General features: G+C 60.5%; 11 protein-coding genes. 7 read left to right on the top strand and 4 right to left on the bottom strand.

Annotated elements, in window-relative coordinates:
- Positions 1–68: 68 nt before the first annotated feature.
- Complete coding sequence (gene tus, locus ABLV54_RS00320) at positions 69–1,001, top strand: DNA replication terminus site-binding protein (RefSeq protein ID WP_050534355.1); 933 nt, start codon at positions 69–71, stop codon at positions 999–1,001.
- On the opposite strand, the gene fumC is transcribed toward tus, so the two are convergent.
- A complete protein-coding gene (gene fumC / locus ABLV54_RS00315; protein WP_050534356.1) occupies positions 991–2,391 on the bottom strand; it encodes a class II fumarate hydratase in 1,401 nt (466 codons plus the stop codon). The two genes, tus and fumC, sit on opposite strands and share 11 nt — an antisense overlap.
- A gap of 337 nt (positions 2,392–2,728) precedes the next feature.
- A complete protein-coding gene (fumA, locus tag ABLV54_RS00310) occupies positions 2,729–4,375 on the bottom strand; it encodes a class I fumarate hydratase FumA (protein ID WP_023289495.1) in 1,647 nt (548 codons plus the stop codon).
- Positions 4,376–4,576: 201 nt separating this feature from the next.
- On the opposite strand from fumA, the gene manA reads away from it, so the two are divergent.
- Entirely contained in the window at positions 4,577–5,755 is a 1,179-nt protein-coding gene (gene manA / locus ABLV54_RS00305; RefSeq protein ID WP_050534170.1) for a mannose-6-phosphate isomerase, read from the top strand.
- A gap of 86 nt (positions 5,756–5,841) precedes the next feature.
- The gene (locus tag ABLV54_RS00300; protein WP_044522689.1) at positions 5,842–7,401 is read left to right on the top strand and encodes a YdgA family protein; all 1,560 of its coding nucleotides are present in this window, start codon (positions 5,842–5,844) and stop codon (positions 7,399–7,401) included.
- Between the two features lie 39 nt (positions 7,402–7,440).
- Here ABLV54_RS00300 and ABLV54_RS00295 read toward each other — a convergent pair whose 3' ends face one another.
- Positions 7,441–8,469: a Mal regulon transcriptional regulator MalI gene (locus ABLV54_RS00295; RefSeq protein WP_048334909.1), complete on the bottom strand. Its 1,029-nt coding sequence runs from the start codon at positions 8,467–8,469 to the stop codon at positions 7,441–7,443.
- A gap of 173 nt (positions 8,470–8,642) precedes the next feature.
- On the opposite strand from ABLV54_RS00295, the gene malX reads away from it, so the two are divergent.
- The 3 genes from malX to ydfZ all read left to right on the top strand — a co-directional run bounded on the left by malX (position 8,643) and on the right by ydfZ (position 11,908).
- Positions 8,643–10,235: a maltose/glucose-specific PTS transporter subunit IIBC gene (malX, locus tag ABLV54_RS00290; protein WP_050534168.1), complete on the top strand. Its 1,593-nt coding sequence runs from the start codon at positions 8,643–8,645 to the stop codon at positions 10,233–10,235.
- A 52-nt stretch (positions 10,236–10,287) separates the two neighbouring features.
- Entirely contained in the window at positions 10,288–11,460 is a 1,173-nt protein-coding gene (locus ABLV54_RS00285; RefSeq protein ID WP_050534167.1) for a MalY/PatB family protein, read from the top strand.
- Between the two features lie 244 nt (positions 11,461–11,704).
- Complete coding sequence (ydfZ, locus tag ABLV54_RS00280; protein WP_004151566.1) at positions 11,705–11,908, top strand: putative selenium delivery protein YdfZ; 204 nt, start codon at positions 11,705–11,707, stop codon at positions 11,906–11,908.
- Between the two features lie 70 nt (positions 11,909–11,978).
- On the opposite strand, the gene ABLV54_RS00275 is transcribed toward ydfZ, so the two are convergent.
- Entirely contained in the window at positions 11,979–12,458 is a 480-nt protein-coding gene (locus ABLV54_RS00275; RefSeq protein ID WP_348813493.1) for a hypothetical protein, read from the bottom strand.
- Between the two features lie 239 nt (positions 12,459–12,697).
- Between ABLV54_RS00275 and ABLV54_RS00270 the strand changes: the two genes are divergently transcribed.
- Entirely contained in the window at positions 12,698–13,051 is a 354-nt protein-coding gene (locus tag ABLV54_RS00270) for a DUF1304 domain-containing protein (RefSeq protein ID WP_048297423.1), read from the top strand.
- Positions 13,052–13,128 lie beyond the last annotated feature (77 nt).

Genomic DNA, 13,128 nt, shown 5'->3' with positions numbered 1-13,128 from the left:
TTGCGCAGAGGCCGCGGGCTGGGTATGCTGCAAAAATCGAATAGTATGTTGTAACTAAGGTGAAGGCGATGGCCAGCTACGACCTCGTTGAACGTCTGAATGATACCTTTCGCCAGATCGAGCTGGAGCTGCAGGCGCTGCGCCAGGCGTTAGCGACCTGCCGGCTGCTGGCGGGCCGGGTGTTTGAGCTGCCGGCGATCAGTAAGGATGCCGAGCACGACCCGCTGGCGAACATTACGGTCGTCCAGCGCACCGGCGAGGCGGCGCTGGATCTCGCCCTGCGCCACTACGGCCATCTGTTTATCCAGCAGCAGTCGGAAACCCGCAGCAGCAAAGCCGCCGTCCGCCTGCCGGGCGCTATCTGTCTCCAGGTCTCCGCCGCGGAACAGCAGGCGCTGCTGGCGCGCATTCAGCAGATTAACGCCCTGAAGGCCACCTTCGAGAAAATCGTCACTGTCGACGCTGGCCTGCCCCCCACCGCCCGCTTTGAGTGGGTGCATCGCCATCTGCCTGGGTTAATCACCCTCAGCGCCTATCGCACGCTAACGCCCCTCCTCGACCCGAGCACTATCCGCTTCGGCTGGGCCAATAAGCACGTGATCAAAAATCTGACCCGCGACCAGGTGTTGATGATGCTGGAAAAAAGCCTGCAATCGCCGCGGGCGGTGCCGCCCTGGACCCGCGAGCAGTGGCAGAGCAAACTGGAAAGGGAGTATCAGGATATCGCCGCCCTGCCGCAGCGGGCGCGGCTAAAAATCAAACGGCCGGTGAAAGTGCAGCCGATTGCCCGCGTCTGGTATGCCAGCGAGCAGAAACAGGTGCAGTACGCCTGCCCCAGCCCGCTGATCGCCCTGATGTCCGGTAGCCAGGGGGTCAGCGTGCCGGATATTGGGGAATTGCTCAACTACGATGCCGACAATGTGCAATACCGCTACAAACCGGAGGCGCAGGCGCTGAGATTACTGATCCCTCGTCTGCACCTCTGGCTGGCTAGCGAGTAGCCAGGCTGCCGACCATCTGTTCCGGGCGCACCCAGCTATCGAATTCGGCTTCCGTCAGGTAGCCCAGCGCCAGCGCCGAAGCCTTCAGGGTCAGCCCCTCATGGTGCGCTTTTTTGGCGATCTCCGCCGCTTTATCATAGCCGATATGGGTATTCAGCGCGGTCACCAGCATCAGCGACTCGTTGAGCAGCTGGGTGATCCGCTCACGATTCGGCTCAATCCCCACCGCACAGTGCTCGTTAAAGCTCGTCATGCCGTCCGCCAGCAGACGCACCGACTGCAGGAAGTTGTGAATGACCATCGGCCGATAGACGTTGAGCTCAAAGTTACCCGAGGCGCCGCCGATATTCACCGCCACGTCGTTACCCATCACCTGGCAGCAGACCATGGTCAGGGCCTCGCACTGCGTCGGGTTGACCTTACCGGGCATAATCGATGACCCAGGCTCGTTTTCCGGGATGGCGATTTCGCCAATCCCGCAGCGCGGCCCGGAGGCCAGCCAGCGGACATCGTTAGCGATTTTCATCAGCGAGGCCGCCAGACCTTTCAGCGCGCCGTGGGCATGGACCAGGGCATCGACAGTGGCCAGCGCTTCGAATTTATTCGGCGCGGTGACAAACGGCTGTCCGCTGAGCGAGGCCAGCTCGGCCGCCACCCGCACGGCATATTCCGGATGCGTATTGAGCCCGGTCCCCACCGCCGTCCCACCCAGCGCCAGCTCGGCAAGGTGCGGCTGGCTGGCTTCAAGATGCTTCAGGCTATGGTCCAGCATCGCCACCCAGCCGGAGATTTCCTGGCCTAAGGTGAGCGGCGTGGCGTCCTGCAGATGGGTGCGACCGATCTTCACGATATTCCTGAAGGCCACCGCTTTTTCGTTGAGCGTGGCCCGCAACGCCTGCAGCGACGGGAGCAATTTTTCCCGCAGGGCGACCAGCGCCGCGACGTACATGGCGGTGGGAAACACATCGTTCGAGCTCTGGCTTTTATTGACATCGTCATTGGGGTGGATTTTTCGCGCCATCCCCCGCTCACCGCCGAGCAGTTCACTGGCGCGGTTAGCCAGCACCTCGTTCATATTCATATTGCTCTGGGTGCCGGAACCGGTCTGCCAGATAGCCAGCGGGAACTCCTGGGGGTGTTTTCCGGCCAGTACTTCGTCAGCGGCGGCGACGATCGCCCCGGCTTTCTCCGCCGTCAGCAGGCCAAGATCCTGATTGACCTTCGCCGCCGCCCGCTTGGTCAGCGCGAGGGCATATATCAGTTCCCCGGGCATTTTTTCGGTCGAGATGCGGAAATGCTCCAGCGAACGCTGGGTCTGGGCGCCCCAGAGTTTATCGGCCGGGACGTCGATGGCGCCCATCGAGTCTTTTTCACTGCGATGCGTTGTCATTACTTTCTCCTTGGATGAAAAGTGCGTCATAGCGACAAAGCTCACCTGCTTAAAAGAGTAAGTATTGGCCAGATTGATAAGTTGTTTTGGTGGTTCGTGCCGCAAAGCGGCATAAAAAAGCCGCCCCGAAGGACGGCCCGGACGGCTGACAACGTGCCATCTTCAGGAATTGCCCGGCGGCGCTGCGGTTGCGCGGGCCGACAGGGAATGGCATACCCGGTTGATATTGCTGTTTTCGTAGGCCGGGGAAGGCGAAAGCCGCCACCCGGCAGAAGGCGCGCACGATAACGAAAACAGGTTTGTCATCGGCCAGAGCCGCCCCGAAGGGCGGCCAGGTTTATTTCACGCAGCGGGCGCACTGCGACGTCTGGATCTGCTGGAAGAAGTCGTTGCCTTTATCATCGACGAGGATAAACGCCGGGAAGTCTTCCACTTCGATTTTCCAGATCGCCTCCATCCCCAGCTCCGGATACGCCACGCACTCCAGGCTGCGGATGCTCTGCTGAGCCAGTACCGCCGCCGGGCCGCCGATGCTGCCGAGGTAGAAACCGCCGTGCTTGTGGCAGGCGTCGGTGACCTGCTGGCTGCGGTTGCCTTTCGCCAGCATGATCTTACTCGCGCCGTGAGACTGCAGCAGATCGACGTAAGAGTCCATGCGGCCTGCGGTAGTCGGGCCGAGGGAGCCGGAGGCGTAACCGTCCGGCGTCTTGGCCGGGCCAGCGTAGTAGATCGGGTGATCTTTCACGTACTGCGGCAGTTCCTCGCCGTTATCGATAAGCTCTTTCAGCTTGGCGTGGGCGATGTCGCGGGCGACGATAATGGTGCCGCTCAGCGACAGACGGGTGGAGACCGGGTACTGCGACAGCAGCGCCAGGATCTCGCTCATCGGCTGGTTAAGGTTCACCTTCACCGCTTCGCCTTCGCCGGCCTGGCGCAAATGCTCAGGGATATATTTCCCCGGATTGCTCTCCAGCTTCTCGATCCAGATGCCGTCGCGGTTGATTTTGGCTTTGATGTTGCGGTCGGCGGAACAGGAGACGCCCATCCCTACCGGACAGGAGGCGCCGTGGCGCGGCAGGCGGATCACCCGGATATCGTGGGCGAAGTATTTGCCGCCGAACTGCGCGCCGAGGCCGAGATTTTGCGCCTCCACCAGCAGCTCCTGCTCCAGCTGAATGTCGCGGAACGCCTGGCCATGCTCATTACCTTCGGTCGGCAGACCATCGTAGTATTTGGTGGACGCCAGCTTGACGGTCTTCAGCGTCGCTTCCGCCGAGGTACCGCCGATGACAAAGGCGATGTGGTACGGCGGGCAGGCAGCGGTACCAAGGGTACGCATCTTCTCCACCAGATAGTTTTTCAGCTTCGCCGGGGTGATCAGCGCTTTGGTTTCCTGGTAGAGATAGGTTTTGTTCGCCGAGCCGCCGCCTTTGGCGATACAGAGGAATTTGTACTCATCGCCATCGGTAGCATAGAGGTCGATCTGCGCCGGCAGGTTGGTGCCGGTGTTGACCTCTTTATACATATCCAGCGGGGCGTTCTGCGAATAGCGCAGGTTATCCTGGATGTAGGTGTTGTATACCCCCTGCGCCAGCGCGGCTTCGTCGCCGCCGCCGGTCCAGACGCGCTGGCCTTTTTTACCCATGATGATGGCGGTGCCGGTGTCCTGGCAGGTGGGCAGAATGCCTTTGGCGGCGATATCGGAGTTGCGCAGGAACTGCAGGGCGACGTATTTGTCGTTTTCGCTGGCTTCCGGGTCGTTAAGGATATCCGCTACCTGCTGCTGATGGGCCGGGCGAAGCATAAAGGAGGCGTCGTGGAAGGCATGTTGCGCCAGAAGGGTCAGCGCCTGAGGGTCAACTTTTAGCACTTCCTGGCCGGCAAATTCGGCGACGGAGACGTAATCACTGCTGAGGAGATAATACTCGGTGTCATCCTTTTTGAGGGGAAAAGGATCCTGGTAAACAAACGGTTTATTCGACATTGTACTCTCACTTACTGCTTTGGCTGATTATGTTTCAGGCAGGGACTCCATGTGCCTGTAGAAAAGCGAGTCGATCAATTTTACACAAATTTTTAACAAAAACTGAGACAGGGACGACTTTTTCTTTCAGCAGTTGCTTCTCCAGCGTTTGCTGGTTTAATAGGGCGATAAATTTTACTTTGATTGAAACAGGGATTGAGAATGCAAAAGCTGATTAACGCCGTGCAGAACTATGCATGGGGAAGCCACACCGCCTTAACTGAACTGTATGGCATCGCCAACCCGGACAACCTGCCGATGGCAGAGCTGTGGATGGGGGCGCATCCGAAGAGCAGCTCGCAGATCCTGGCGGCAGACGGCCAGCCGCGTTCGCTGCGCGAAGTGATTGATGCGGACAAAGCCGCCCTGCTCGGCGACAAAGTGGCGCAACGCTTCGGTGAACTGCCGTTCCTGTTTAAAGTGCTGTGCGCCGCGCAGCCCCTCTCCATTCAGGTCCATCCTAACAAGCAGGCCTCCGAAGAGGGTTTCGCCCGCGAGAACGCCGCCGGCATCCCCCTCTCCGCCGCCGAACGTAACTACAAAGATCCGAACCACAAGCCGGAGCTGGTCTTCGCCCTGACCCCGTTCCTGGCGATGAACGCGTTTCGCGAGTTCAGCGAGATTGTCAGCCTGCTGCAGCCGGTGGCTAACGCGCACCCGGCGATCGGCGCCTTCCTGCAGCAGCCGGACGCGGCTCGCCTGAGCCAGCTGTTTGCCAGCCTGCTGAATATGCAGGGCGAGGAAAAAGCGCAGGCGTTGCAGGCGCTGCGCGAGGTGCTGGACCGCGAACAGGGCGAACCGTGGCAGACCATCCGCCTGATCGCCGAATTTTATCCCGACGACAGCGGCCTTTTCTCCCCGCTGCTGCTGAACGTGGTGAAGCTGAATCCGGGCGAAGCGATGTTCCTGTTTGCCGAAACGCCGCACGCGTATCTGCAGGGGGTGGCGCTGGAGGTGATGGCCAACTCGGATAACGTGCTGCGCGCCGGCCTGACGCCGAAGTACATTGATATCCCTGAGCTGGTGGCCAATGTCAAGTTCGAGGCCAAACCGGCGGGTGAGCTGCTGACCCAGCCGCAGCGGCACGGCGCGGAGCTGGACTTCCCGATCCCGGTGGAAGATTTTGCCTTCTCGCTGCACGATCTCTCCGCCGAAGCCAGCGATCTGGCCCAGACGAGCGCGGCGATCGTTTTCTGCGTCGAAGGCGAAGCCCTGCTGCGCAAAGGCGATCAGAGCCTGACCCTCAAGCCGGGCGAATCGGCCTTTGTGGCCGCCAATGAGTCGCCGGTGCAGGTCAGCGGCCATGGCCGCGTGGCGCGCGTGTTCAATAAGCTCCAGTAAACGACAGACCTTTCAGGTCGCGCTTACTGATTATGACAACTCAGCCAGGCGGTCTCTCCGCCTGGCTTCATTTATGGACAAATGCTATGAAAAAATCGCTGGTCGCAGCAGGAATCATCGTGGCGCTGGGCGTGGTATGGACAGGCGGCGCCTGGTACACCGGCAAACAGCTGGAAGGCCGGATTGCCGATATGGTGCAGCAGGCTAACGCGCAGTTACGCAGCAGCGCGCCGGAGTCAGGTCTGGAGCTGAGCTATCAGGACTACCAGCGCGGGCTGTTCAGCAGCCATCTGCAGCTGGTGGTGAAGCCGATCGCCGGTCAGGCTAACGGCTGGCTGGCCGCCGGGCAGAGCGTGGTGCTTGACGAGGTGGTCGATCACGGCCCCTTCCCGCTGGCCTCGTTAAAAACCTTTAATCTGGCCCCGGCGATGGCCTCGGTCCACACCACGCTGGTGAAAAACGACGCCAGCCAGGCGCTGTTCGAAATAGCCAAAGGCAATACCCCCTTTACCGTCGATACGCGCATCGCCTACAGCGGCGACAGCCAGTCGGCGATCGTCCTCAATGCCCTCGACTACGCCAAAGGGGATGAGAAAGTCACCTTCAGCGGCGGCGAGTTCCAGCTCGACGCCGACCGTGACGGCAAAAACATCAGCCTGAAGGGCCAGGCCGGCAGCGGCCAGATCGATGCTCTCAACGAATATAATCAGAAGGTGCAGCTGCGCTTCGTCAACCTGACCACCGACGGCGCCACCGAGCTGGCCAGCTTCAACGAGCGTATCGGCCAGCAAAAAATGACCCTCGATAAACTGGCCATCAGCGTCGAAGGCAAAGAGCTGGCGCTGGTTGACGGCATGGCGCTGGACGGCGGCTCCACGCTGACCAAGGACGGCAAAGGCGTGAACAGCCAGGTGAACTACACCGTCAACAGCCTTAAGCTGCAGGGTCAGGATATGGGTAGCGGCAAACTGACGCTGAAAGTGGATAACGTCGACGGTCAGGCGTGGCACCAGTTCAGCCAGCAGTACAGCGCGCAGTCTCAGGCGCTGCTGGCGAAACCAGAGCTGGCGCAGAACCCGGAGCTGTACCAGCAGGCGCTTACCGAAACCCTGTTCAATGCGCTGCCGATCCTGCTTAAGGGCAATCCGTCGGTGACTATCTCACCGCTGAGCTGGCGCAATGCCAAAGGCGAAAGCAGCCTCAACCTATCGGTGCTGCTGAAAGATCCGGCCCTGGTGACCGCCCCGCCGCAGACCCTGGCGGACAGCCTGGATCGCGTGGTGCAGTCCCTTGACGGCAAAGTGGTGATCCCGGTGGATATGGCGACGGAGTTTATGACTAAGATCGCCGGTCTGGAAGGCTACCAGCCAGCCGACGCCGCCAAACTCGCCGATCAGCAGGTCAAAGGCCTGGCGGCGATGGGCCAGATGTTCCGCATCACCACCATGGAAGATAACGCCATCAGCAGCAGCCTGCAGTACGCGAACGGCCAGGTGACGCTGAACGGCCAGAAAATGCCGCTGGAGGATTTTGCCGCGATGTTTGGTCTCGAAGCGCCTTCGTTACCGGACAGCGCGCCGCAGGAGGGCCAGCCGCAGCAGGATGACGCCGCGCCTCAGCAGGACGACGCCGCCCCGCAGCCGTAATTTATCGGCTCAGGAGACGGCCACCGCGCGCCGTCTCCGTCATTTTCTCGTCACCAGCCGCGGGGGCATGATCTGATTTCGCGTCTCGCCCGCGCCCTCCTCCAGCCGCCGCAGCATCGACTCCGCCAGCGTTTTTCCCATCTCGCGCGCCGGGGTGGTGACCCAGGTGAGCGGCAGGTCGTCAAGCGCGGCCTCAGGCACATCGGCGAACGCCGCCAGCGCCACCCGCTGCTCGAAGTAGCTGTCGACGCCATCTTCCCCGCTCTGCCTTCCGGCGCGCAGCAGACCGAACCACGCGCCGGTCGCCACCACGTTGTTGTAGCACAGCACTGCGGTGATGGTCGGGTTTTGCCCCAGCAGCGCGGTCATCGCCTCCGCCGCCTGCTTCTGGCTCGATTCGCACTCCAGTACCCATTCGCTATGAAACGGCAGACCGTATTTCAGCAAGGTGGCGCAATAGCCGCCGACTCGCTCGGCGCGGGTCAGCGACGAGCTCTGGCCGCCAAGCCAGGCGATCCGCTGATGGCCGCGGCGGATCAGATGCTCGGTCACCAGCTGCGCCGCCTGCATGTTGTCCGGACGGATCAGGTCGACATCGTCGAGATAGCTGGCGCGGGAAGCGAACACCAGCGGCACACCCGCCTCCGCCGCCCGCTCGCGCAGCTCGCTCCCGCGGTCGATGGCCCCGGCGATGATCACCCCATCCACCCCCTGCGCCGCCAGCGTGTCAAACCGCTGCGCCATCTTCTCGCCGCTGCGCCCTCCCTGGGTGAGAAACACCATTTTCCCCTGCCTCTCCAGGGCATCGGTGAGGCCGGCGGTTAACTCGGCATAGAACGGTTTAGAGAGATCGCTGACGATAAGGCCAATCACCCCGCTCTGTCCGCCGCGCAGCGAGGCGGCCTGACGGTTGCGCACAAATCCCAGCTGCTCGATGGCCTGATTAACCCGCTCGCCGGTGGCGCTGGAGATACGCCCTTTCCCGCTCAGCACCAGCGAAACGGTGCTCACGGAGACGCCGGCGGCCAGCGCCACATCATTGATGGTGATCTTTTTTGCGATAGCCATAGCGTGCCGGCTGACTCCCTTGCCTGTCGATAAAACGTTTTATCATTGTGCGATCTTTATAAACCTTATTATCGCTTGAATATGTGATTTTTATCGCACTAAAAAGTGGTAAAACGTTTTATCTTGCCGTGGCGTTAGTTCTTCCCGACCACTTGAGAATCAGGAACCGTGTTATGACGGCGAAAACCGCACCAAAAATCACCTTGTGGGAATTTTTCCAGCAGCTGGGAAAAACCTTTATGCTGCCCGTGGCGTTGCTCTCGTTTTGCGGGATCATGCTGGGGATCGGCAGCTCGTTAAGCAGTCACGATGTTTTGACCCTGCTGCCGTGGCTGGATATACCGCTGCTGCAGGCCATCTTTATCTGGATGAGCAAAGTCGGCTCCTTTGCCTTCAGCTTCCTGCCGGTGATGTTCTGTATCGCCATCCCGTTGGGGCTGGCGCGGGAGAACAAAGGCGTCGCCGCCTTCGCCGGTTTTGTCGGCTACGCGGTCATGAACCTGGCGGTCAACTTCTGGCTGACGGCGAAAGGCATTCTGCCCACCACCGACGCCGCTATTCTCAAGGCCAACAATATCCAGAACATCATCGGTATTCCGTCGATCGATACCGGGATCCTCGGGGCGGTTATCGCCGGGATTATCGTCTGGCTGCTGCATGAGCGCTTCCACAACATTCGCCTGCCGGACGCCCTGGCCTTCTTCGGCGGCACCCGCTTTGTGCCGATCGTCACCACCGTGGTGCTGGGTCTGGTCGGGCTGGCGATCCCGCTGGTGTGGCCGGTCTTCGCTATGGGGATCAATGCACTCGGAAAGATGATCAACAGCGCCGGCGATTTTGGGCCGATGATCTTCGGCACCGGCGAGCGACTGCTGCTGCCGTTTGGCCTGCACCACATCCTGGTGGCGCTGATCCGCTTCACGGAAGCCGGCGGTACCCTTGACGTCTGCGGCCACAGCGTCAGCGGCGCACTGACCATCTTCCAGGCGCAGCTAAGCTGCCCGACCACCCACGGCTTCGCCGAAAGCGCCACCCGCTTCCTGTCGCAGGGTAAGATGCCGGCCTTCCTCGGCGGCCTGCCGGGCGCCGCGCTGGCGATGTACCACTGCGCCCGCCCGGAAAACCGGCATAAAATTAAAGGTCTGCTGATCTCCGGAGTGATCGCCTGCGTGGTGGGCGGCACCACCGAGCCGCTGGAGTTCCTGTTCCTGTTCGTGGCGCCGGTGCTGTATGTCATCCACGCCCTGCTGACCGGTCTCGGCTTTACCCTCATGGCGGTGCTCGGCGTCACCATCGGCAACACCGACGGCAATATCATCGACTTCGTGGTGTTTGGCATCCTGCATGGTCTGGCGACCAAGTGGTACCTGGTGCCGGTGGTGGCGGCAATCTGGTTTGCGGCCTACTATGCCATCTTCCGCTTCGCCATCACCCGCTTCAATCTGAAAACGCCGGGCCGCGATATCGACACCGCCGCCAGCGTGGAGAAAGCGGTCGCTGGCACCATTGGTAAATCCGGGTATAACGTGCCGGCGATTCTGGCGGCCCTCGGCGGCGCCGACAACATTGTCTCGCTGGATAACTGCATTACCCGTCTGCGACTGTCGGTACACGATATGAGCAAAGTGGACGCCGCCGCGCTGAAAGCCCATCGCGCCATTGGGGTGGTTCAGCTCAACCAGCATAATCTGCAGGTGGTTATTGGCCCGCAGGTGCAGTCGGTAAAAGATGAGATGGCCATGCTGATGAATACCGTTCAGGCCTGATCCCACTGGTCCCCTTCCGGCACGGAGGGGGACCCTCGCTAAGGAAGTTCCGATGTTTGATTTTTCCACCCCCATCGACCGCCACGGCACCTGGTGCACGCAGTGGGACTATGTCGCTGACCGGTTTGGCGTCCCCGACCTGTTGCCGTTCACCATCTCCGATATGGATTTCGCCACCGCGCCCTGCATTCTCGACGCCGTCAGCCGGCGGCTGGCCCACGGCGTGTTCGGCTACAGCCGCTGGCAGAACGAGGCGTTTCTCGGGGCGATTGCCCACTGGTACGCCAGCCGCTTTCACAGCGTCATCGATCCGCAAACGGTGGTCTACGGACCGTCGGTTATCTATATGGTGGCGGAAACCATCCGTCAGTGGTCGCAAGAAGGCGACGGCGTCGTCGTCCATACTCCCGCCTACGATGCGTTCTATAACACCATCACCGCTAACCGCCGACAGATTGCCCCGGTGCCATTGACCCTGACGAACAATCAGTGGCACTGCGATATGGCGCGCCTGGAAGCGGCGCTGGCGGAGCCGAAGAATACCCTGCTGCTGCTGTGCAGCCCGCACAATCCAACGGGGAAAGTGTGGCGCCGCGAGGAGCTTGAGACCATGGCGGCCCTGTGCCAAAAGCATGGCGTGAGGGTAATTAGCGATGAAATTCATATGGACATGACCTGGGGCGACCACCGTCATATCCCGTGGAGCGAGGTGGCTCAGGGGCCGTGGGCGCTGTTCACCTCCGGGTCGAAGAGCTTCAATATCCCGGCCTTTACCGGAGCCTATGGCTTTATCCCGGAGGCAAACTGCCGCGACAGCTATCTGCAGGCGCTGAAAGCGCGCGACGGGCTCTCGTCGCCCTCGGTCCCGGCGCTGGTGGCTCATGTCGCCGCCTACCGCGACGGGGCGCCCTGGCTCGACGCTCTGCGCGACTACCTGCAGGAGAACCTGCGCTATGTGGCTGATACGCTCAATCGCGCCTTTCCCGCGCTGCGCTGGCAGCCGCCGGAGGCCACCTACCTGGCGTGGATCGACCTCCGCCCCCTCAACATTGACGACCGCGCGCTGCAGCAGGCGCTGATCGCCGGGCAGAAGGTGGCGATTATGCCGGGATATACCTATGGTCCCGAAGGCAACGGCTTTCTGCGCCTCAATGTCGGCTGTCCACGCGAGAAGCTGGAGCGCGGTGTCGCAGGGCTGATAGCCGCCCTGCGCAGCCTTATCTGATGCGCCGGCAAAGTGAATTATCTGGTTGTCAAACCCTATCCTGCCTGCCAGATGGCTGGCAGGATGATCGAGGCTTTCCCCCTGGCGCAGGCAAACCCTGTAGCGGCCATGAATGACTCTCGCGCCCGGCTGATGTCGGCATTATTAAAATAATTTTGATATTCCTCAAAACTTTTTTAGGCGGGAAGCGGTATTAATTTGGCCGCTTAATCATTGCTTACACTGGTTTATTGAGGAGGAGAGCATGAAAACCTATGACCGTAATCGTAACGCTATTGCCACCGGCAGTATGGTCATGATCGCCGGTAACGGTACGACGGGCGTGATTAAAGCGATCCATGGCGAGGGGAAAACCGCCGAGCAGCTGCGTCGGGCGGACTGCGTGGAAATCGACGGCTGCGAGGGCCGCTTCTGTCCGTTAGATCTGATCCGTCTCGGTTTCCATTAATCCCTGCCGCCAGGGCAACATGAGCAGGCCACCCAGGGTGGCCTCTCCTTTACCGGCCTGATACAGGCGCTTAGCGAAAGCTCCACTGAATACTCATCACAAAGATCGCCGGGAGAATAATCCCGCCCTCGACGCCGAAATAATCGGTAAAGTTATACTGCAGACCATGATAGATATAGGGCGAAAAACCGACGCCGGTGATTTTTTTGGCGGTGCGGTAGGTGCCTGAGTCGCCGCAGTGGCTGAAAGCGTCAAAGAAAAATTCCCCGGTATAGGCATACACCCCTTTCAGCAGCCAGCCGGTGTCGTTTTTCAGCCAGTCGCGGCGCACGCCGAGGGTCAGACAGCGATCGTCGAAGCTGTTTTTCATGGTGCCGATCTGCGCGCTGTATTTTGAATCCGCTGAAAACTTGCGCTCCACCGAGAAAAAGTTGTTGTTGAAATGCTCGTTATATTGTCCGTGGTTGCCGGTCATGTGATAAACATAGGAGCCGGTATTCATCGAATAGAGATTTAATTCCCCGGCCTGCGCCGACGGCATGGCAACCAACAGCAGCCCGGATAACACAACCCATAATTTATTCAACATTCAGTAACCTACGCCACACCCGTAAAAAAAGAACCCGGCATACTATCACCGCTAAGCTAAACCAAAGGGCAATCAGATAAACCGGCGCTCGTCGCGGCAGGCAAAAATGACGCTATATGCACTATAGCAGTCGCCCTCTCGCCTGGTGAGCGCCAGCGGCTATACTGCAGACACATTCATCTCATCGATTAAGGACTGCTGTGTTAGCCACTCTCCTCGTTGCGCTGGTCGCTATTATTCATCTCGCCATCCTGGTGCTGGAGATGTTTTTCTGGGAAGCGCCCGCCGGGCGCCGGGCCTTTAACCTCAGCGCCGATTTCGCCCGGGAAACCCGGGTGCTGGCGGCCAACCAGGGGTTGTATAACGGTTTCCTGGCCGCCGGCCTGGCGTGGGGGCTGTGGCTGGGGGAGTCCGGCGAGCCGGTGGTGATCTTTTTCCTCGCCTGCGTGCTGGCCGCCGGGATATTCGGCGCGCTGACCGCCAGCCGCAAAATTCTCTATATTCAGGCGCTGCCCGCGCTGCTGGCGCTGCTGGCGGTGCTGACGCAGGGGTAGGGCCTTGATCTAAAACAGAGAAAGCTGGCGGTAAGGCGGATACTATGTGCCCCCTTCGGTCGGTCATCGACCTTTAA

Source organism: Klebsiella sp. JB_Kp042, from assembly GCF_040065275.1.
GTDB lineage: Bacteria > Pseudomonadota > Gammaproteobacteria > Enterobacterales > Enterobacteriaceae > Klebsiella > Klebsiella quasipneumoniae.
Note: the sequence above shows the minus strand (reverse complement) of the source record. Positions and strands in the feature narration are given on the sequence as shown.

What these genes read in the sequence shown, in the direction of transcription:
- tus (WP_050534355.1), top strand. Translation starts at nt 69, where the DNA reads ATGGCCAGCTACGACCTCGTTGAACGTCTGAATGATACCTTTCGCCAG.
- fumC (WP_050534356.1), bottom strand. Translation starts at nt 2,391, where the DNA reads ATGACAACGCATCGCAGTGAAAAAGACTCGATGGGCGCCATCGACGTC.
- fumA (WP_023289495.1), bottom strand. Translation starts at nt 4,375, where the DNA reads ATGTCGAATAAACCGTTTGTTTACCAGGATCCTTTTCCCCTCAAAAAG.
- manA (WP_050534170.1), top strand. Translation starts at nt 4,577, where the DNA reads ATGCAAAAGCTGATTAACGCCGTGCAGAACTATGCATGGGGAAGCCAC.
- ABLV54_RS00300 (WP_044522689.1), top strand. Translation starts at nt 5,842, where the DNA reads ATGAAAAAATCGCTGGTCGCAGCAGGAATCATCGTGGCGCTGGGCGTG.
- ABLV54_RS00295 (WP_048334909.1), bottom strand. Translation starts at nt 8,469, where the DNA reads ATGGCTATCGCAAAAAAGATCACCATCAATGATGTGGCGCTGGCCGCC.
- malX (WP_050534168.1), top strand. Translation starts at nt 8,643, where the DNA reads ATGACGGCGAAAACCGCACCAAAAATCACCTTGTGGGAATTTTTCCAG.
- ABLV54_RS00285 (WP_050534167.1), top strand. Translation starts at nt 10,288, where the DNA reads ATGTTTGATTTTTCCACCCCCATCGACCGCCACGGCACCTGGTGCACG.
- ydfZ (WP_004151566.1), top strand. Translation starts at nt 11,705, where the DNA reads ATGAAAACCTATGACCGTAATCGTAACGCTATTGCCACCGGCAGTATG.